The organism is Stenotrophomonas sp. YJH_SMC_46 (assembly GCF_059370315.1).
Map to the genome: position 1 here is coordinate 375,367 of NZ_JCAFTO010000002.1, position 18,784 is coordinate 394,150.

The following is an 18,784-nucleotide window of genomic DNA, read 5'->3' on the forward strand; positions in this document are numbered from 1 at the left end:
CATGCACGTTGGCCCACGCCGTGATTGAGTGCCGCCGCGGGGCGGGCTAGGGTGCAGGTCCGCCGCCCGGGAACCCGCCATGACCTCGCTTGATGCCGACACCCAGCGCAAGCGCGCGCGTTTCCGCCAGCTGCATGCGCGCGGTTGTTTCGTGCTGCCCAATCCGTGGGACGTGGGCAGCGCCCGCTACCTGCAGCGGCAGGGCTTCCAGGCACTGGCCACGACCAGTGCCGGCTGCGCCTGGAGTGAAGGGCGGCCGGATGGGGCGGTTTCGCTGCAGGCCACACTGGAACATCTGCGGCTGATGGCGGCAGCGACCCCATTGCCGTTGAATGCCGACTTCGGTGATGGCTTCGGCGCCACGCCACAGGCAGTGGGCGAGGCGGTGGCGGCGGCCATCGACACCGGTATCGCGGCGCTGTCGATCGAGGACGCCAGCGGCGTGGCCGATGCGCCGCTGCGGCCGATCGGGCAGGCGGTCGAGCGACTGTGTGCAGCACGTGCGGCCATCGACCGCGCGGGGGTCGATGTGCTGCTGGTCGCGCGGGCCGAGAATTTCTTCGTTGGCGTGCCGGATCTGGAGGACACCCTGCAGCGCCTGCGCGCCTATGCCGAGGCCGGCGCCGATGTGCTGTATGCACCGGGCGTCAGCACGCGCGAACAGATCAGCGCGGTGGTTGCCGCTGCGGGGGCGAAGCCGGTGAACCTGCTGGTGGGTGGACCGACACCGCTGAGCCTGCAGGACATCGCCGCACTCGGCGTGCGACGGGTCAGCCTGGGCGGTGCGCTGGCGCGAGCTGCGTGGGGTGGGTTGATGCAGGCGACCCAGCCGATCGTGCAGGACGGACGCTTCGATGGCCTGCAGCAGGCGGCTTCGGGCGCGGCGTTGAACGCGCTGTTCCGCTGACACACACCCAGGCCTGCAATGGATCCAGCCCGGGCGTGGATGGACGCGCGCCTGCGACTACAGCGCTTCCATCCCACCCCTGGGCAGCGTCACGCCCGGCTCCAGCGCCGGCAGCAGTTGCCGCAGCAGTGCCGGGTTGTCCAGCATCGCCGCGCCGTCCAGATAGCGCCATTGCGTTGTACCGACGCGTCGCACAGCAACCATGAATGACGTGCTGCGCATCGGCGCTTCGCGCACGCGCAGCAGTGACTGGCGCGGTACGAAGCAGACTTCCTCGTCACCGGCCGCATAGGTGCGGCCCGGCACGCCTGCCTCGTCGCTGATGATGGTGACGCCGGCCTTGCGCAGCGCCTTCACCGTGTCGCGGGTCGCCCGCGCATAGGCCTCGTCGCCACCGGCCAGCTGCTTCAGGCTGGGATGGGTACGCGCGATGATCAGCTCGGTATCGCCACGGGCGAAGGCGCCCATCATCGCCTGCACCTCCTTGCGCAATGCGGCCGAGTCTTCCGGACTGAGTTCACCGGCCAGCGCGGGCGTAACGTCCATTGCCATCGGCAGGGCCAGCAGAAGGGCAAGCAGATACCGGTGCATCGTCGGGCAGCTCAGCGGGAACCGCCGCACTATACGTTGGACGCGAAAACAGCGTCCCATCGGTGGCGCTGGTTTCCCCGGAATCGATACTTACCATTGGTAGGTATTGATGCCTGGAGATCCCCATGCACAGCCTCATTGTCATCGCCCACCCTGAGCCCGGTTCACTGACCCACGCGATGGCGCGTCGCATCGGTGATGCCATTGCCGCGGCCGACACCGGCAACACCGTGGCCTATGCCGACCTGATGGCCGAAGGCTTCGATCCGCGCTTCAACCCGCAGGACCAGGCGTTGTTCCGCAGCACCGGCGCGGTACCCGCCGATGTCGCTGCCGAGCACGCGAGGCTGGATGCCACCGATACGCTGGTGCTGGTGTTCCCGTTGTACTGGTGGTCGTTCCCGGCGCTGCTGAAAGGCTGGATCGACCGTGTGTTCACCAACGACTGGGCCTACGCGCAGGACGCGCAGGGCAGGCTGGTGAAGAAGCTGCAGCGCCTGAATGTGCATCTGGTGGCGCTGGGCGGCGCCGACGCAGCCATGGTCGAACGTCGTGGCTACGACGCGGCAATGAGGACGCAGATCGACATGGGCATCTTCGACTATTGCGGCGCACGCGTGCTGTCGTCCGACCTGCTGTTGGACGCCGATACCGGTGCCGCTGAAGCGCATCTGCAGACCGCGCTGGCGATCGGCCGTAAAATCGGTGTTCCGATGCGCTGATCGCCGTGCTCCGCCGATGCCCGCCAACGCCACCCCCACGCGCCGCCGAATGACCCGGGAGCAACGCACCCGCCAGTTGCTGGATGTGGCCTGGGCACTGGTTCGCGGAGAAGGTACCGGAGCGTTGACGCTGGGGCGGCTGGCCGAGGCGGCGGGCGTGACCAAGCCTGTGGCCTACGATCACTTCGTGACCCGCAATGGCTTGCTGGCGGCGCTCTACGATGACTATGACGGACGCCAGACCGTGGTCTTCCACGAGCGCATCGGCCGCGCCCGGTCGCAACTGGTCGATCGGGCGGCGGCCATCGCCTCCGGCTACATCGACTGCGTCCTCAGCCAGGGGAGCGAAGTGCAAGGCATCCTCGCCGCGCTGGTGGGGGCGCCGGAACTGTATGAGGTGCGACGGCGCTACCAGCAGGATTTCATCGACAACTGCCAGGTCTGGCTGGGCCCGTTCGCAACCGGCGGCACGGTGTCGCTGGCGGGGCGCTGGGCCATCCTCGGTGCGGCTGAAGCCCTTTCAGAGGGTGTTGTTGCCGGCGCGTTGGACAAGGCCGGTGCCGTGGCCGAGCTGCAGCGGCTAATCGTGGCGACGGTCAAGCGGCGCTGAGCCGCACGAGCGGTCAGCCGCCGGCCAGAGCGGCGAATCCCGCGGCCAGCCGGTCGCGCACCAGTGCGTCGCGCGCGTCGCGGCTTGCAGAGCCCCGCACCACGGTGATCAGCCGTACCGGCTGGTCCCGCCCGGGTACTGGCCGGCACGCGGTGGCGGCTAGGCAGAAGCCTGCGGCCTGGGTGTAGCCGGTCTTCAAGCCGTCCACGCCGTCTTCGCCGAGCAGGGCGTTCTGGTTGCTGCGGTTGAAGCTGCCATGGGCGAACGCGCGCTGCGCGGTGATCGCCAGGATCTGCGGATGATCGTTCAACAGGCGGGCGGCCAGCACCGCCATGTCGCGCGCGCTGGAGGCATGGTGCGGTGTGGTGATGCCCGACACGCTGGCAAAACAGGTGCTGCCCAGCCCGAGCTGGCGTGCGTGCCGGTTCATGCGTTCCAGGAATGCCGCCTGCGATCCGTCCAGGTGGCGCGCGATCGCCAATGCAGCGTCATTGCCGGAAACCACCATCAACCCTTCCAGCAGGCGCGCCAGGGAGATTGTCTCGCCGGGCACCAGGCCCATGCGCGTTTCATCGTCGGCGACCGCATGCACGTCGTCGGCGGCGATGGGGACTTCGTCGTCCCACGAACGCCCGCGCTCTTCCACACATTCGTAAGCCGCATAGGCGGTCATCAGCTTGGTCAGCGAAGCCGGTTGCCTGGCGATGTCCGCGTTGTACTGGTGAATCACCGCAAAGGTGGCCGCTTCCAGAGTGATGGACGAGGCCGGTAGGGGGGCAGGTGCAGCAGAGGGCATGGCGGCGGTGATGACAGCGACAGCCAGCAAGGATAGTCCGCAGCGGCATGAAGCCGCACTGCCCAAGCGCCGCAGTGCACACGGTAACGCCCGGTTGCGCCCGGGCTGTTGACGAGGCAGCCTGCGCACATGCAATCGGATATCCGCATCGACGGTCGTGTCTTTGCCTATGTCTTCCCCTGTGCGTGGGAAGACTACGCGAAGATCGGCTTTTCACGTGATCCGCTCGGACGCATCAGCGCATTGCACCGGCGCTGGTTCGAGTTCTTCGACCTCGACGCCGGTGCACTGGTGGAAGCGGAAAGCGAGCGCGATGCGCGGGATCTGGAGCTGCAGCTGCGTTCGCCGTTCAAGGCGCACCGCGCACCGGCGCCGATGACGGTCCAGGACAAGGCCGGAGGCCACACCGAGTGGGTACGTGGTGCCAACCGGGCGTTGTTGCTCGCGGTTGATGCGTTGGGCGAACAGGGCTATCGCTGTTTCCCGCTGAAGGCATGGCTGCGGGCTGCGCTGCGCGTGCGCATGGACCGGTTGCACGACTGGGCGGCGGTGCAGCTTCCGGAAGAGGAAGGCCTGCGGATGCCGGGCGGCCCCGGCGAGGGTGTGCTGCGGGACACCCTCGACGGTTGTCGGGCATTGGATATCGATCCAATGCCGTGGCTGCCTGAACACGTCCAACGCTGGTATGCAGGTTGAAGAGCGTTCAACGGGTTCGCGGCCGCTGAACCGGCGTGGCCAATTGCGGCGCGCGCGGCGGAGCCGCTGTGGACGGGCCGGCCAGCTGGCGTGCCAGCTCGGCGCTGGCCACGTGGCCGTGCAGGAACAACAAACCGCCGAAGATGTTCATGAGCGCGCCTCCACTTGAGTGGATTGCACGATACGGGCAGCATGAAGCGGCAAGAAGCGACATTTCCGCAAGCGTGACGTGAGAGGATTTCAAGCCTGATGTCCCGTGCTCCGCTCCATGCCCTGCAGGGCTTCGTGGCTGCCGCCCGGCTGGGCAACCTGTCGCGTGCGGCAGCGTCGATGAACCTGACCGTCAGCGCGCTCAGCCATCAGATGCGGCAACTGGAAGAGCGGCTCGGGCAGCCGCTGCTGATCCGCCAGCCGCGTGGTGTCTCGCTCACCCTGGAGGGACAGCGCCTGCTCGACCAGGTGGGGCCGCACCTGGATGCGATCAACGAGGCCTTCCAGCCCTATGCCGCACGCGCCGAGCACGTGCTGACGATCAGCGCGGTACCGTCGATGGCGTCGGCGTGGCTGGTGCCGCGCTTGGGGCACTTCGTTGCTGAGCATCCACAGATCGAGATCAACCTGCAGTCGAGTGAACGCCTGATTGACTTCGAGCGACAGCGCCAGTTCGACGCCGCGCTGCGGCTGGGCAGCGGGCAGTGGCCGGGCCTGGTGGTGGAGCCGCTGTTCGACGAGTGGCTGCTGCCGATGGCCAGCCCGGCGCTGATCGAACGCATGGGAGGGATCGAGCGCGTGCCGCTGAACCAGTGGCCGCTGCTGGGTGATCCGGACGGCGCCTGGGGCGCGTGGTTTGCATTGAGTGGGCAGAGTGCGCCGGCGCGGTTCGTGGCGGTGCTGGATGATTCGGAGGCGCACCATCGCGCCGCTCTGGACGGCGTGGGCGTGGCCCTCGGCCGAGTGACGCGGGCGAGGCTGCTGCTCGACTCCGGCCAGCTGGTCGCACTGTCCAGCCAGCGCCTGAAGACGGCGTGGCCGCATTGGTTGGTGTACCCGCAGCGCTCGGCCAGCCATCGCGGCTTCCTCGCCTTCCGCGACTGGTTGCACGCGCAGGCTGCTGAGCATGTGCGACACATGGCAGACGCGCATTTATAGCGTCGAGCCATGCTCGACTGCGTGTGTCCCGCAGTCACCGTACCAACGTAACCGCCTGCCCGGCACGGGCGAAGGCTTCGCCCAGCAACGAGCCTGCCTTGATCGCCTCCACTTCCTCGAACAGCGCCTGCAATGCATCGGCCGGGCGCGAGGCCGGCGCCGCGACCGCCTGCTGGATCACGGTGAAACGGTCGGCCAGCACGCGGTGGCCGGGATGCGCCTGCGCCCAGGCGGCCAGCGGCTGGCGCACGCCGGCAGCGGCATCCAGGCGCTGCAGATCGAACAGGGTGATGGCAGCGGCCGACGTCTCGGCCCGCTCGATCATGGCGTGGCGCAGTTCACGGCTGAGAAACAGGTCGTAGGCTGCACCGCGGCCCACCGCGATACGCAGCCCCTCGCGGTCGAGGTCGGCCACCTGCTGCGCCAGGCTGTCCTCGCGCACTAGATAAGTGCCTTCGATTTCCACATAGGGCGCGCTGAAGGCGATGCCGTCGGCACGCGCCGGATCGATCGCCAGGAAGGCCAGATCCCAGGCATCTTCGGCGGCCGCGGCAACCACCGAGGCTGCGGCGTCGTGGCAGGTGAAGCGGGCCTGCACGCCCATCCGTTGCGCCAACGCGGTCGCCAGTTCCAGTGATGGACCGCGCGGTGAGCGCGCATCGCCCTGTGCCAGCACAGGGTTGCCCAGGTTGATCGCCACGCGCAGGAAGCCGTGCGGTGCCAGCGTACGTCGATGGTCGGACAGGGACATGCAGGACTCCGCGCTGAGGGCGCTCCCAGCATGCCATTGCTGCCCTGCAAGGGGGTACCAGTGTCCGGTTATGCTGCGGGCATGAACCCCATCCTGCATGTCGAAATACCGGTCAGTGATCTGGGCCGGGCCATCACGTTCTACCAGCGGTGGCTGCAGGTGGCGGTGGACGAACCCATCGTGCTGCACGACTGCCGGATGGCCTACCTGCCGTTTTCCGATGAGGCCGCCGGTGCCAGCATGGCGCTGGTGCGGGGGGCCGACTATCTGCCCTCCGTCCACGGTGCGCGCATCTACATCGGGGTTGATGACCTGGAGGTGAGCCTGGAGCGTGCACTGCAAGCGGGCGCTGCGCTGCGCTTCGGACCGGCCGACGCGGGCGACTGGCGCGTGGCCGAGATCTTCGACAGTGAAGGCAACCGTATCGCGCTGCAGGCGCGCGCGGTTGCGTAGAGCCGAGCCCATGCTCGGCTGCTGTTGACCCAGCAGCCCAAGCTCAGCCGAGCATGGGCTCGGCGCTACAAGGTTGCGGCGCGTGAGCGCTGCAGCCAGTCGTTGATCGCCGGGTCCAGCCGTGGGTCGTCCGGCAACTGCATGCCGAAGCGTTGCTGCAGTACCTCGCGCACGTCGGCAACATCGTGCAGCGGACGCTTGTCCGGTACCTGGCCGGGGCGGTACTCGGTGTAGTTGCCGCTGCCGATCGTGCGGCGCCAGTCCGGCCCGGTCAGCGATGCGCGCAGCTGGCCGGGGAAGCTGGAATCGGGATGGGTGCACACGTACCAGTTGCCCACCACGTTGTCGATTGGTGCCGGCGCCTGCAGGTCGAACCGATACATCGCCCGCCAGCCATCGTGGGACTCGGCCGACAGCACGAAATCACCGTTGCCAGGCAGTCGGCGCAGCAGGTAGCGCTCGTGCGGCGTGGCCTGTGGCTGCGGATCATGCAGGCGCAGCGGCACGGTCGGGGTCAGGCTGCCGAAACCGGCATCCACCAGCCAGTCATCGCCGTCCACCTGCACGCGCAGCAGCAGGTGGGTGCGTGCGGTCAGTTCGCCGTCCTGGGCGGCCAGCAGCACGCGCGCGCTCAACGGCTGTGCATCGAAGCCCAGCGCCTGCAGCAGTGCCAGCAGGCCGCCATTGAGTTCGAAGCAGTAGCCGCCACGACGGTCGTCGAGCAGCTTGCGCTGCACGCTGTCCAGGTCGATCGGTACTGCATCGCGCAGCAGGCAGCTGAGGGTTTCGAACGGCAGCAGTGCGTTGTGGCGCTGCTGCAGCAGGGTCAGGCCCGCCAGCGTCAGCGGTGGCGGTGCATCCAGCTGCAGGCGTTGCAGGTAGCGGGGGACATCGAGCGTCGTCATGCGCGCGCCGGGCGGGGGAGGGAGATCTACTGTGCTCCCCCAACCGGGGTTGAGGTCAAGCATTGCGCGGGTGTCATCCCCCTGTCGCCTGTGCCGGGTACAAAGGCCGCGTCCGCCAGCAATCGGTGGGAGTGGACCAGGAGCGCCCTAAAGTTGTCCTGAGTCAGGCCGATACAGATGCGTCTTTCCGCCTGGAGTCTGTCATGTCGGCCGTTGTCCCCCACCTCCGGTCCCTGCGCACGCGCCTTGCTGCGTTGCACTCGGCGTCCCCCGGGCTGCTGCGCTGGCTGCAGCCACATCGGCTCAGCGTGGCCAACAAGCTCAAGGCCACACTGTGGATCTGCGGCCTGGGCCTGGTGGCGATCGCTGCTGTCTACGCCTGGACTGGCCATGCCAACGCACTGGCTGCGCGCAGCCAGGCCAGCTACCAGCGCGGCAGCGATCTGGCTGCCAGCCTGTCCACGCGGGTGGCCGAAGCGCGTCGCCTGCAGGCCCAGTATGCACGCAGTTTCGATGATGCCGACCGCGCGCAGCTGTTGGCCACGCAGAAGGCGTTGCAGACCGATCTGCAGGCGCTGCGCGCGATGCCGATGGATGCTGGCCGACGCAAGGCTCTGCAGGCGCTGACCGAAGCCGCCGACGCGTTCTCGCAGGGTGTGGCCGCCCTGTTCGAACGGGTCGACGAGATGGGCCGTGGTGATGCCGGCCTCGCTGCGCAGCTGCAGCAGGCCGCCGACACTCTGCAGGCGCAGGTGGATGTGCAGCAACGGCCCGCGCTGGCGCTGTCCCTGCAGAAGATGCGAAGGCAGGAGGCACTGCTGCTGCTCGACGGTGATTCCACCCACGCCGACCGCGCCAGCGAGGAGAAGCTGCCGTTCGACCTCGCGCTGGCGGGCCTGCCTGCGGATGTGCAGGACACCCTGCGCACCGGGATGGAGGCGTATCAGGCCGCATTGCTGGGGTATGCCGCTGCCCGTGTCGGCCTGGATGTGGAAGCGCAGTCGCTGCTGGGTGCCGCTGCGGACGTAGCGCCTGCACTGGCCGCATTCCAGCGGGCGCAGGTGGCGGCGCTGGCCACGGCGCAGGCACGCCAGCAGGCCGGCGCGCGCGCCATGAGCGTGCTGTTCGCACTGACCCTGCTGCTGGTGGCCGGCGTGCTGATCACCAGCCTGGTGCTGGTGCTGCGTGCGGTGCGCCGGCCGATCCAGGACACCCTGCGCTTCGCCAGCGACATCGCCGACGACCGCCTCGACACCACCCTGCGTGTCTACAACGCCAACGACGAGATCGGCCAACTGGCCCAGCGCCTGGTCGACATGCAGCAGCGCCTGCGCGCACGCATCGAGATCGAGCGTGCGGTGGCCCGCGGCAACACCCGCGTGCGCCAGGCATTGGACAGCGCGCAGACCGGCCTGATGGTGATCGATGCGGAAGGGCAGGTCGCCTACGCCAACCCGGCATTGCTGCAGCTGCTTGAACTGACGAACGAAGCGCTGGTGGGCAGCGACGCGGTACGCCTGCATCCGGCGTTGGCCAGCCTGGCCGGCGTACGCCACAGCGAGGAGCGCGAGATCGGCCATGCCGGCGTGCGCTACCAGCTGATCGCCAATGCCATCACCGACGAAGGGCATTTCCTCGGCGTGGCAGTGGAGTGGCGCAGCCGCGCGCTGGAAACGCTGCTGGAAACCGAAGTGGCAGCACTGGTCGACGCCGCCGCACATGGCGACCTGCACGGCCGCATCGCGCTGGAGGGAAAACAGGGCTTCGTGCGTACGTTGTCGACCAGCATCAACCGCCTGCTGGCGACCTTCGAGACCAACCTCGGCGATCTGCAGGCGCTTCTGGCGGCGCTGGCCCGTGGTGACCTCAGCGTGCGCATGGAAGGTGAGCTGCAGGGCGTGTTCGCACGCATGCGTGACGATGCCAACGCCACGGTCGCGCAACTGGGCCGCATCGTCACCCGCATCCAGCAGGCGACGTCCAGCCTCGACACCGGTGTGGGTGAGATCGTTGCCGGTCACCATGATCTGTCGCAGCGTACCGAACAGCAGGCGGCCAACCTGGAAGAGACGGCAGCGTCGATGCACGAGCTGACCGACACCGTTGGCCACAATGCTGATGCCGCGGGCCGTGCCGACGTGCTGGTCAAGGGCGCGGCGGCAGTGGCCCAGCGCGGTGGCGAGGCCGTTGGCCAGGTGGTCGCGACCATGCAGGGCATCAGCGAGGCCTCGCGACGGATCGGCGACATCACCCAGCTGATCGATGGCATCGCTTTCCAGACCAACATCCTCGCGTTGAATGCTGCGGTGGAAGCCGCGCGCGCGGGTGAGCAGGGCCGCAGCTTCGCCGTGGTGGCCGCAGAAGTGCGCCTGCTGGCACAACGCAGCGCGGAGGCGGCCAAACAGATCAAGGGCCTGATCGAGGATTCGGTGGCGCGTGTTGGCCAGGGCAACCAGCAGGCCGAGCAGGCGGGCATCACGATGGGCGAGATCGTTGGCAGCGTGCAGCAGCTGGCCGAACTGCTGGCCGGTATCCGCAGTGCATCGCAGGACCAGCATGCCGGCATCGCGCAGGTGAAGCAGACCATCGTGCAGATGGAAGCCAGTACCCAGCGCAACGCCAGCCTGGTGGAAGAGGCTGGTGCCTCCACCGCGCAGATGCAGGCGCAGGTACACGCGCTGACCGAAGCGGTGGGCGCGTTCCAGTTGCAGTCGATGCCACAGGCGCGCGCTGCGGCCTGATCGTGCTCCGGTAGTGCCGGCCGCTGGCCGGCACGCCCCTGATCATGCCGGCCGGCGGCCGGTACTACCCTTGTGGCTCAATACACGTCGCGACGGTAGCGCCCGGTCTCCAGCAGCGTTTCCACTTCTTCATCACCCAGCGCTTCGCGCAGCACCTGGTCCACGCCTTCGGCCATGCCCAGCAGCGAACCGCAGACGTGGATGACCGCACCACGCTGCATCCAGTCGCGCAGGGCATCGGCTGCTGCACGCAGGCGATCCTGCACATAGCCGCCCTTACCATCGCGCGAGAACGCCAGGTCCACCCGCGCGAGATGGCCATCGCCCTGCCACGCTTCGATCTCATCGGCGAACAGGAAGTCGTTCGCGCGCTGGCGTTCGCCGAACAGCAGCCAGTGCCCGTGCTCACCTGCATGCGCGGCTTCGCGCAGCAGGCTGCGCAGGCCCGCGATGCCGGTGCCATTGCCGATCAGCACCATCGGCGCACCGCCAATGCGATGGAAACCGGGGTTGCGGTGCACGCGGGCCACGATGCTGGCACCGACCGGCACATGCAGCGACAGCCAGCCCGAACCCAGGCCGGTGCGTCCGGTTTCGTCATGGACCAGCCGTACCACCAGTTCGACCGCACCGTCATCCGTACAGGATGCGATGGAGTACTCGCGCCCCGGCAGCAGTGGCAGCCCTGCCAGCCAGAGGCAGGCATCCTGCACCGCCAGCGCAGCATCGGCATCGGGCAGCTCGCGCTCGCTGGCCAGCGCCAACAGCGTGCGCGGCTGGCCGTCAATCAGCAGCGGCTGCTGGGGATCCAGCCCATGTGCCTTCAGCACCGCAACGGCGTGCCGCGCGTTGTGGCGGGGCGCGATGTGCAGGATGTCGCCCGCCTGCCACTGCACATCGGCCGGTGGCGCAAGACGGATGCGCCAGATGGCGCCGCCCACGCTGCCTGGATTGAGGCGGTCACGGCCGAGCAGGCGCCACTCGTGCATCTGCGTGGCCGCCGGCAGCACGCTGTCATCGGTGGCGATGCCGGTCAGCGCGCCTAGATGTTGCTGCCACTGGCGCAGCGCCGGTATCGCAGCGGCATCGACATCGATGCGCTCGAACAGCGCACGTGCCCCGTTGCCCAGCAGCCAGCCATCGAATTGGCGGCCAAAGGCGCAGTAATGCGGGTACTGGCGGTCACCCAGGGCGAGCAGGCCGAACTGCAGGCCCGACAGATCCGGCGCTTGTGCCAGCAGCCGTCGCGCAGCGCCCCGCGCCGCATCCGGAGGTTCGCCATCACCAAAGGTGCTCAGCACGAACAATGCCTGTGCGGTGCGTGCCAGCCGCGCGGCATCGACGCGGGCCAGCGGCAGAACCTGCACTGCATGGCCGGTTGCTTGCAGCTGCGCGGCAGCGCGCCATGCGAGTTGTTCGCCCAGTCCGCTCTGGCTGGCATGCACCACCAGCCACGGCGTGCCATCGCCATCTGCAGGTGTTGCTGGTAGCGACTTGCGCAGCCCGCGCGCATCGCGCTGGCTGCGGCGCCGGTCCAGGTACAGCAGCCAGCCAGTGATGAAGAACAGGCTCATGCCCAGGCTGCTGAGCATCACCACCACCCGCCCGGGCATGCCGAAGTAACTGCCCGAGTGCAATGCGAACACGCTGGTGGCCAGCTGTCCTCCGGTGCCCTGGCGCGCGTAGGGGCGTGAATCGAGGATGGCCCCGCTGGCCGGATCCAGCTGCAGCAGATCGTGCGCGCGGTCATGCCGCCCACCGCGCTGCGACGGGTCACCGGCCATCATGCGCACATTCAGTACCTGCCCCGGTTTCTCCGGCAGACGCAGGTCGATGTAGCCGGTGCGCACGCCGGGCAGCGCATACAGCGTGGCTTCGATGCGCTCCAGGTCCAGGGTGGCGTCGGCGGCGACCTTGTGTTTGGCGGCCGGTGCGACGCCCAGCAGGGTGTTGGCGGCGCTGCGGTACCAGTCGAAGGACCACCACAGGCCGGTCAGCGCACTCATCAGGTAGATCAACAGCACCCAGGTGCCGGCCACGGAGTGCAGGCTCCACAGGAAGCCGCGTCCACTGCGCTTCCACTCCACTGCCAGCCAGCTGCGCCAGTGCCACCAGCGTCGTGGCCAGCGCAGGTAGAGCCCGGACAAGGTGAAGAACACCAGGGCGATGGCGCAGCTGCCGGTGATCCATTTGCCGCGCTCACCGGCGGCAAGATGCCGATGCAGGTCCTCGACGAAGTCAAAGAGCGCCTGCCCGCGCAGGGCGCTGAAGCGCTCACCGCTGTAGGGGTCGAAGTACACCCAGTGTTCCTTGCCGCCAGCAAAGCGCGCCACCGACGGTCGCTGGCCGGTGGCATCCACGCGCAGGCGCTGCAGGGGGCGATCACCGCCGGCCTGCAGCAGCGTTGCCAGTTCGCTGAGTTCGAGCGGAAGCTGGCCATCAGCATGGTGTTCAGCGATCTCGGCGAAGCCGGGGTTGGCCGCTCGCAGCAGCTCATCCTCGAAGGACAGCACGGCGCCGCTGAGGCCCATCACGGCCAGTACGGCGCCGGCGGTGATGCCCAGCAGCCAGTGCAGTTGGAACAGGACGTTCTTGAACATCGAAGGAGGGGGCCCCGAAGGCTGCCGCCCGCATCCTGCGCAACAGCAAATGAGAATTAATCGCGGAATTCTCCGTGGCGGACGGGCTACGGTCAAGGAGGGTTTTGTTGCAGGGCTTTGCAGCCCTGCACCCGCTACAAGCCGGAGCAACGTCAACGTCAAACTGGCTTTCCGTGGGTTGGCGGGGTGGGGCCGGTTGAGGGGGACGCTGCAAGTACGTCCATGTAAGCTCGGTCGCCGCATCCATGCGGCTCACGCCCACTCAACCGGACCCACCCCGCCTTCGACAGATTTCCGCGATCTGTCGGAAATACTCTTGGGGTCAGATCCGTTTTCCGTAGGAAAACGGATCTGACCCCGGAATTTCATTCGATATCTGACAGATGTGTCGACCAAGGTCGACACCTACCAACAGCCGGCGGAATCTGTCGAAGGTGGGGCGGTGTGGCTGTGCAGGACCGTTGGCGCCATGGATGGCGCCATCGAGCCCCCATGGACGGGTTTACGGCGTGTCCTGCACAGCCACACCGCCCCGCCATCCCACGGAAAGCCCGCTTTGGCTTTGGCTCTGGCCGTTGCCGTTGCATTGAGCAGGGTGCAGGGCTGCAAGCCCTGCAAAAAAGCACCCTCACTTCACCCAGCTGTCGATCTCGCCGTGGGCGAACGGCCCCAGCTTCGCCTTCACCAGCCGCCCCTGTGCATCGAACAGCACGCTGTAGGGCAGCAGGCCCTGTGTATTGCCAAGCTGCACGCTGGCATCGCGCGGCCCCGGGGTCTCGATCACGATCGGGTAATCCACCGGTACCCGCTGCAGGAAACGGCGCACGTCCTCCGGCGTATCCAGCGCCAGTCCCAGCACCTGCACACCGTGCTCGCCCTGGACATGTGCGAAACGCGCCAGTTCGGGCATTTCTTCAACGCAGGGCGCGCACCAGCTGGCCCAGACATTGATCAACAGCGGGCGACCGCCAGCGTGCTGGCGCAGGTCCAGCGGCCGGCCTTCAAGATCCGGCAGCGACAGCGCGGGCAGGCTGTCGCCGACCTGCAGGGTGGGTGCGGCAGCCGCCACAGCAGGCGCTCCCGGCACGGCCTCAGGCGCCACCGGCGCCGGTGTCAATCGATGGCCGGCCCACAGGCCAAGGCCGGCGGCCAGCACCGCTGTCCACAGCAGCGCTGGCCGTTGCCACTTCATCGTGCGGTGCGCAGCAGCGCTTCCTCCACCACCGCCTGGGTCAGCAGGGTCGGCAGCACGGTCGGCGGCGCGCCGGGGCCGTACACCACGTACAGTGGCACGCCGACGGCCTTGTGCTCTTCCAGGAACGTGGTGATCTGCGGGTCGACATTGGTGTAGTCGCCGCGCATGTACACCGCGTTGGTGCGCTTGAGCAGTTCCTTGAATTCCGGCCGCGACAGCACCGCGCGCTCGTTGGCCTTGCAGCTTACGCACCAGTCGGCGGTCATGTTGACGAACACCACGCGGTTGTCGGCGCGCAGGCGGTCCAGCAACTGCGGTGAATACTCGACCACGTTGTCGCTGGCGGCCTGTGCGGCCCGCGCCGGCGGTGCGAGCTGGGTCACACCCCAGGCCGGCACCAGCGCGCCGATCGCCAGCAGTACGCCCAGCAGTGTCACCGCACGCGAGCCGGTCCAGCGGTTGCGCTCGAACAGCCACAGGCCGAACGCCAGCAGCAGCAGGCCACCCAGCACCAGCGCCATGCCATCCACGCCACGCTGCTTGCCCAGCACCCACAGCAGCCACAGCGCGGTGGCATACATCGGGAAGGCCAGCACGTGCTTGAGCGTTTCCATCCACGGGCCCGGCTTGGGCAGGCGGCGTGCGAGCGCCGGCACGAAGCCGATCAGCAGGAACGGCAGCGCCAGGCCCAGGCCGAGGAACAGGAACACGGTCATCGCCTTCAGCGGCGGGGCAATGAACGCGTAGGCGATCGCGCCACCCATGAACGGGCCGACGCAGGCACTGCCGACCACGCAGGCCAGCGCACCGGTGAAGAAGTCACCGGCCGGGCCGCTGCGGCTGGCCAGCGACTGGCCCAGATTGCCGATGCCGCCGCCCAGGGTGAACACGCCGGACAGGCTCAGGCCTACCGCGAACATGATGTAGGCCAGCGCCGCCACCACACCCGGGTGCTGCAGCTGGAAGCCGATGCCGACGGCATTGCCGATCGCGCGCAGGCCGACCATCAACGCGCCGATCACGGCGAACGCGACCAGCACGCCCAGCGTGTACCAGAGCGCGTGGCTGCGTGCGCGCTGCGCGCTTTCGCCGCTCTGCGCCAGGCTCAGCACCTTCAGCGAGAGGATCGGCAGCACGCAGGGCATCAGGTTCAGTACCAGGCCACCGGCCAGCGCCAGCAGCAGGACCCAGACGAACGAACGATCAGGATTCGGCGTCGTCACCGGCGGACGCGTGCGCAGCGCATTGTCGCCCTGTGCATCGGTGGCGAATTCACTGCTGGCGGTGGCGCCACCTGCGGCGGCCGGTGCCGCTGCATCCGTGTTGGGCACGGTTGGCAGCAGGCGCAGCGGGGCGCCGTTGGCGGCTTCGCGCGGTGCACCGTTGGCAGCAGGCAGCGGGTTGATCACGTCATTGCGCGCTGGCGCCTGGTCGGCGCTGGCGCTGACCTTGCCGGCCGGAATCGACAGCTTCACCCGGCGGGTCATCGGCGGGTAGCAGATGCCATCGGTCTGGCAGCCCTGGAAGGTCACCACCAGGGTGCTGTCGACGGCATCAGTGACAGCGCGGCGCAGCGGCAGCGGTACTTCCACCTGGTTGAAGTAGACCGAGACATCGCCGAAGTGCTCGTCGCGATGCGATTGCGCGGCTGGCCAGCGCGGCTTGCCGGCCAGCACGCCGGCGCTGCCTTCCAGCTTCAGCGAGGTGCGGTCGCGATACAGGTAATAGCCGGGCGCTGGGCTGAAGCGCAGCAGCAGGGTGTTGCCGTCGCTGGCGATGGCATCGAAGCCGAACGCCTGTTCCGACGGCAGCGGCAGGGCCTGGCTGTTGTTGGCCGCGCCCGGCAGGCGCAGGCCACCGCTGTTGCCGGCACCGGCCAGCGGGTTATTGAACGGGCTGGCCGCACCGGCACGCGCGGCAGGCACCGCCGCCGCCGCACCGGCGCCCGGCAGGGTGACCTGCACCACGCGCTTCTGCGGCGGGTAGCAGACACCGGCATCGGCGCAGCCCTGATAACGCACTTCCAGGCTGATGGTGCCGGCAGCGTCGGTCGGCGTGCCGGGCAGGGTGGCCAGCAGGCGCTCGCGATAGGTCTCGACCTCGCCGAAGAAATCGTCGTGGTGCTTGTCGCCCTTGGGCATCTGCAGCGCGCCGGCATTGAAGGCCGGGTCGGCTTTGACGCTGGTGCGGTGGCGATACAGGTAATAGCCTGGCGCGATCTTGAACTGCAGCTGCACCTGGCCACGTTCGGGGGCAGTGGCGGTCAATGCGAACGCCTGGTCCACCGGCAGCAGGTCTTTCTCATCCAGGGCGAAGGCGGGCAGCGAAAGGCACAACAGGGCGCACAAGGCAGCGCCACGCGCAAACAGAGTCTTCAATCAGTGTCCTCCCGGGTCTGTGCCCGGATCCAATCCAGATACGCCGGCAGGCCGGCCCGGGTTTCGACCGCGATGCACTCCGGGAGTTCATACGGATGCAGTTCGACGATCCGGGCGATTGCGTCATCGACGCAGCTCGCGGTGGTTTTCACCAGCAGCTGCAGCTCCGCGTCGGTGGTCACCTCGCCCTGCCAGCGGTAGGTCGACTGTGCGCCGTCGAGACGGGTCACGCACGCCGCCAAGCGCTCGCCTACCAGCGCGTGCGCGATGCGCTCGGCACTGGCCCGGTCCGGGCAGGTGGTCAACAGCAGCAGGACGGGATCGACGGTCGACATGACCGTCGAGTATAGGGCCGCCGCCGGGTCAGGGCCCGGCGGCGGCAGTGGACCGCAGCGTTGCGCGGTCAGTTGGCCAGCTGGCAGGTGGCTGGCTTGGCCGAGGTGAACAGGGCCGGGGTCGCCCACTCGGGGTGGTCGATGAACGGGTTGCGATTGCCCTGGAAGCTGTAGACCACGTCATTGCGGGCACGCTCGGCATCATCCGGCGGATCGGACAGGTGCCAGTCGATCAGCGTCGACAGCAGGCCCATGTAGGCCGGCGAACTGCTGGTCTTGACGATTTTGCTGCGGTCGTCGGTCAGCTCCAGGTCCGGCTCGGACTGACCGGTGGCCGCATCCTTGCCACCCTCATAGCGGATCGCCATGTACATCACCGCGCGCGCCATGTCGCCCTTGCGCTTGCCCCACACCTCGAACGTGCCGGTGTTGCCGTCCGGCGTGCGCACCCAGTTGGAGTTGCCCGGATAGCCACCACTGCCGCCGCCCTGCCCATTGTTGGCTTCGGTGGCACGCTCACCGCAGCTGGCATCGCACCTGCCGAACGGCTTGTTGCCGCGGTCGGCGTTCCACTGCGCGTCGGTCAGGTACAGCATGTGGGTATCGGTGTACGGCGCGTAGGGCAGGCCCTTGTCGCCGGTGGTGCTGGCAAAGCCCAGCGAGTTCGGCCAGGTGTGCTCGCGGTTGTAGGTCAGGCCGCTGCCGGTGCCCGCACGATCACTGACCTTGGCGTAGCTGCGGTTGCGGTAGGCATCGAGGATGCGGTTCGGGTTGTTCGGATCCTCGTCGGCGATTTCCAGGATGGTCCAGGTATTGGTGCCCGAGCCGCTGTACGGGTAGGCGGTATGGCCCTTGATGGTGGCGTGCAGCGAGCAGCGCAGCTGGCTGGGGCTGCTGGTGTTGACCCTGGAGTAGTAGCCGGCCGGCACGCCCGGGTTGCCCGGGTCCGGATTGCCGCCGGTGCTGGCCACGGTGAAGGCGATGCGGCTGTCGGCGGCCGGGTGCGCGCCCAGCAGGTCGGTGATGCGCGCGGCGCGGATGTCGAAGCGGCAGGCTTCACCGGCCACCAGCGCGGTGTTGGTGGACAGCTTCACGCTGCGGCCGCTGGCCGGGAAGGTCAGCGGCACGCTGCCGGAGGTGCCGCAGCTCAGCGCGAACGCGCCGCTGGCCAGGTTCACGGTTTCGCTGAACACCACTTCCAGATCGGCCGCAGCCGGGAAGGTGCTGCTGCCCTGCGCCGGGGTGGTGGTGGACACCGACGGCGGCGTGTTCGGGCCTGGCGTGCCACCGCCGCTGAAAGTCTGGCCGTTGTTGCAGCTGCCGAAGGTCTGGCCGGCCGATTCGGCCCAGGTGAAGTGGGTGTACTGGCTGCCGCTGCCGGTCAGCTGCAACGAGGTGCCCGGCGCGGTGCTGTTGGTCTCGGCTACCGGGATGTTCTGGCTGGTCATGCCGGCGGCAGGGCCACCGGAGGCGGTGATGGCGCCCTCATAGCTGAGGAACTGGACCACTTTGCCACTGGCATCGACCAGGGCGATGCCGTCGGTCGGGCCGTTCTGGATCCCGTTGGTCGGGTAACTGACCACGGCGATGGTGGCGCTGCCGCAGCCGGCGGCGGTGCCGGCCGGGACCGGGTTGTTGGCATAGACGGTGGCGGCGGACGGATTGCTGCCGTTGTAGAGGTACAGGCGGTAGCCGGACAGGTCCTCACCGGCAGTGGCTACGACCTCGATCGCTTCGCCGACGTCACCGGCGGCGGTGCTGTCGTCGTAGTGCAGTTCGTTGATGAAGACCTCGGCCTGGGCCGGCGCAGCGGCCAGCGCCAGCAGGCAGGCAGCGGCAAGCGGGGACAGCAATCGCATCGACTCCTCCTTGTGATTGGGAATGCCGGACCGAGCCTAAGGCCGATCCAGTGACACTTTGTCGTAAATGAACGTCAGATGTCTGACAGTGCGACG

17 protein-coding genes are annotated in these 18,784 nt (G+C 68.1%); 7 read left to right on the forward strand and 10 right to left on the reverse strand.

Translation table 11 applies throughout. The features are described from left to right. The first annotated feature begins 79 nt into the window (after positions 1–79). Positions 80–907: an isocitrate lyase/PEP mutase family protein gene (locus tag AC5P8C_RS06740; protein WP_019660821.1), complete on the forward strand. Its 828-nt coding sequence runs from the start codon at positions 80–82 to the stop codon at positions 905–907. 57 nt (positions 908–964) lie between these two features. Here AC5P8C_RS06740 and AC5P8C_RS06745 read toward each other — a convergent pair whose 3' ends face one another. Next, positions 965–1,498, reverse strand: coding sequence for a hypothetical protein (locus AC5P8C_RS06745; RefSeq protein WP_049407907.1), 534 nt, complete (start codon positions 1,496–1,498; stop codon positions 965–967). A gap of 125 nt (positions 1,499–1,623) precedes the next feature. Here AC5P8C_RS06745 and AC5P8C_RS06750 point away from each other — a divergent pair, with 125 nt between their 5' ends. Further along, positions 1,624–2,220, forward strand: coding sequence for an NAD(P)H-dependent oxidoreductase (locus AC5P8C_RS06750; protein WP_019660820.1), 597 nt, complete (start codon positions 1,624–1,626; stop codon positions 2,218–2,220). A 16-nt stretch (positions 2,221–2,236) separates the two neighbouring features. Further along, entirely contained in the window at positions 2,237–2,830 is a 594-nt protein-coding gene (locus tag AC5P8C_RS06755; RefSeq protein ID WP_019660819.1) for a TetR/AcrR family transcriptional regulator, read from the forward strand. Between the two features lie 13 nt (positions 2,831–2,843). Here the strand turns inward: AC5P8C_RS06755 and AC5P8C_RS06760 are convergent, their stop codons facing one another. Continuing rightward, positions 2,844–3,626, reverse strand: coding sequence for a D-alanyl-D-alanine carboxypeptidase family protein (locus AC5P8C_RS06760; protein WP_495218626.1), 783 nt, complete (start codon positions 3,624–3,626; stop codon positions 2,844–2,846). A 129-nt stretch (positions 3,627–3,755) separates the two neighbouring features. On the opposite strand from AC5P8C_RS06760, the gene AC5P8C_RS06765 reads away from it, so the two are divergent. After that, the gene (locus AC5P8C_RS06765; protein WP_019660817.1) at positions 3,756–4,322 is read left to right on the forward strand and encodes a GIY-YIG nuclease family protein; all 567 of its coding nucleotides are present in this window, start codon (positions 3,756–3,758) and stop codon (positions 4,320–4,322) included. A gap of 7 nt (positions 4,323–4,329) precedes the next feature. On the opposite strand, the gene AC5P8C_RS06770 is transcribed toward AC5P8C_RS06765, so the two are convergent. Beyond that, positions 4,330–4,473, reverse strand: coding sequence for a hypothetical protein (locus AC5P8C_RS06770; protein ID WP_495218475.1), 144 nt, complete (start codon positions 4,471–4,473; stop codon positions 4,330–4,332). A gap of 98 nt (positions 4,474–4,571) precedes the next feature. Here AC5P8C_RS06770 and AC5P8C_RS06775 point away from each other — a divergent pair, with 98 nt between their 5' ends. Next, positions 4,572–5,471 (forward strand): LysR substrate-binding domain-containing protein, encoded by a 900-nt coding sequence (locus tag AC5P8C_RS06775; protein WP_233653670.1) that lies wholly within the window; start codon positions 4,572–4,574, stop codon positions 5,469–5,471. Between the two features lie 34 nt (positions 5,472–5,505). Here AC5P8C_RS06775 and AC5P8C_RS06780 read toward each other — a convergent pair whose 3' ends face one another. Then, entirely contained in the window at positions 5,506–6,222 is a 717-nt protein-coding gene (locus tag AC5P8C_RS06780; RefSeq protein ID WP_233653671.1) for a transporter substrate-binding domain-containing protein, read from the reverse strand. Between the two features lie 81 nt (positions 6,223–6,303). Between AC5P8C_RS06780 and AC5P8C_RS06785 the strand changes: the two genes are divergently transcribed. Next, positions 6,304–6,675 (forward strand): VOC family protein, encoded by a 372-nt coding sequence (locus tag AC5P8C_RS06785; RefSeq protein ID WP_495218476.1) that lies wholly within the window; start codon positions 6,304–6,306, stop codon positions 6,673–6,675. A gap of 65 nt (positions 6,676–6,740) precedes the next feature. On the opposite strand, the gene AC5P8C_RS06790 is transcribed toward AC5P8C_RS06785, so the two are convergent. After that, positions 6,741–7,580, reverse strand: a complete 840-nt coding sequence (locus AC5P8C_RS06790) for an arylamine N-acetyltransferase family protein (protein ID WP_495218477.1) — start codon at positions 7,578–7,580, stop codon at positions 6,741–6,743. 203 nt (positions 7,581–7,783) lie between these two features. Here AC5P8C_RS06790 and AC5P8C_RS06795 point away from each other — a divergent pair, with 203 nt between their 5' ends. Next, positions 7,784–10,321, forward strand: a complete 2,538-nt coding sequence (locus AC5P8C_RS06795) for a methyl-accepting chemotaxis protein (RefSeq protein WP_495218478.1) — start codon at positions 7,784–7,786, stop codon at positions 10,319–10,321. 77 nt (positions 10,322–10,398) lie between these two features. Here the strand turns inward: AC5P8C_RS06795 and AC5P8C_RS06800 are convergent, their stop codons facing one another. The 5 genes from AC5P8C_RS06800 to AC5P8C_RS06820 form a co-directional block, all read right to left on the reverse strand. Then, complete coding sequence (locus tag AC5P8C_RS06800) at positions 10,399–12,921, reverse strand: PepSY domain-containing protein (protein WP_495218479.1); 2,523 nt, start codon at positions 12,919–12,921, stop codon at positions 10,399–10,401. 628 nt (positions 12,922–13,549) lie between these two features. Continuing rightward, positions 13,550–14,113, reverse strand: a complete 564-nt coding sequence (locus AC5P8C_RS06805) for a TlpA family protein disulfide reductase (protein ID WP_019660809.1) — start codon at positions 14,111–14,113, stop codon at positions 13,550–13,552. Next, entirely contained in the window at positions 14,110–16,494 is a 2,385-nt protein-coding gene (locus AC5P8C_RS06810) for a protein-disulfide reductase DsbD family protein (RefSeq protein WP_021203212.1), read from the reverse strand. The genes AC5P8C_RS06805 and AC5P8C_RS06810 overlap by 4 nt, the downstream gene beginning before the upstream one ends. Further along, on the reverse strand, positions 16,491–16,829 hold the full coding sequence (gene cutA, locus AC5P8C_RS06815; RefSeq protein WP_495218480.1) for a divalent-cation tolerance protein CutA: 339 nt from the start codon (positions 16,827–16,829) through the stop codon (positions 16,491–16,493). Before cutA ends, AC5P8C_RS06810 begins: the two co-directional genes overlap by 4 nt. Before the next feature lie 68 nt (positions 16,830–16,897). After that, positions 16,898–18,688: an endonuclease gene (locus AC5P8C_RS06820; RefSeq protein ID WP_233653676.1), complete on the reverse strand. Its 1,791-nt coding sequence runs from the start codon at positions 18,686–18,688 to the stop codon at positions 16,898–16,900. Positions 18,689–18,784: the final 96 nt, after the last annotated feature.

Coding starts and splice junctions, on each gene's coding strand:
- cutA (WP_495218480.1), bottom strand. CDS start 16,829: ATGTCGACCGTCGATCCCGTCCTGCTGCTGTTGACCACCTGCCCGGAC.
- AC5P8C_RS06785 (WP_495218476.1), top strand. CDS start 6,304: ATGAACCCCATCCTGCATGTCGAAATACCGGTCAGTGATCTGGGCCGG.
- AC5P8C_RS06770 (WP_495218475.1), bottom strand. CDS start 4,473: ATGAACATCTTCGGCGGTTTGTTGTTCCTGCACGGCCACGTGGCCAGC.
- AC5P8C_RS06820 (WP_233653676.1), bottom strand. CDS start 18,688: ATGCGATTGCTGTCCCCGCTTGCCGCTGCCTGCCTGCTGGCGCTGGCC.
- AC5P8C_RS06760 (WP_495218626.1), bottom strand. CDS start 3,626: ATGCCCTCTGCTGCACCTGCCCCCCTACCGGCCTCGTCCATCACTCTG.
- AC5P8C_RS06780 (WP_233653671.1), bottom strand. CDS start 6,222: ATGTCCCTGTCCGACCATCGACGTACGCTGGCACCGCACGGCTTCCTG.
- AC5P8C_RS06800 (WP_495218479.1), bottom strand. CDS start 12,921: ATGTTCAAGAACGTCCTGTTCCAACTGCACTGGCTGCTGGGCATCACC.
- AC5P8C_RS06795 (WP_495218478.1), top strand. CDS start 7,784: ATGTCGGCCGTTGTCCCCCACCTCCGGTCCCTGCGCACGCGCCTTGCT.
- AC5P8C_RS06745 (WP_049407907.1), bottom strand. CDS start 1,498: ATGCACCGGTATCTGCTTGCCCTTCTGCTGGCCCTGCCGATGGCAATG.
- AC5P8C_RS06750 (WP_019660820.1), top strand. CDS start 1,624: ATGCACAGCCTCATTGTCATCGCCCACCCTGAGCCCGGTTCACTGACC.
- AC5P8C_RS06805 (WP_019660809.1), bottom strand. CDS start 14,113: ATGAAGTGGCAACGGCCAGCGCTGCTGTGGACAGCGGTGCTGGCCGCC.
- AC5P8C_RS06765 (WP_019660817.1), top strand. CDS start 3,756: ATGCAATCGGATATCCGCATCGACGGTCGTGTCTTTGCCTATGTCTTC.
- AC5P8C_RS06740 (WP_019660821.1), top strand. CDS start 80: ATGACCTCGCTTGATGCCGACACCCAGCGCAAGCGCGCGCGTTTCCGC.
- AC5P8C_RS06755 (WP_019660819.1), top strand. CDS start 2,237: ATGCCCGCCAACGCCACCCCCACGCGCCGCCGAATGACCCGGGAGCAA.
- AC5P8C_RS06790 (WP_495218477.1), bottom strand. CDS start 7,580: ATGACGACGCTCGATGTCCCCCGCTACCTGCAACGCCTGCAGCTGGAT.
- AC5P8C_RS06775 (WP_233653670.1), top strand. CDS start 4,572: ATGTCCCGTGCTCCGCTCCATGCCCTGCAGGGCTTCGTGGCTGCCGCC.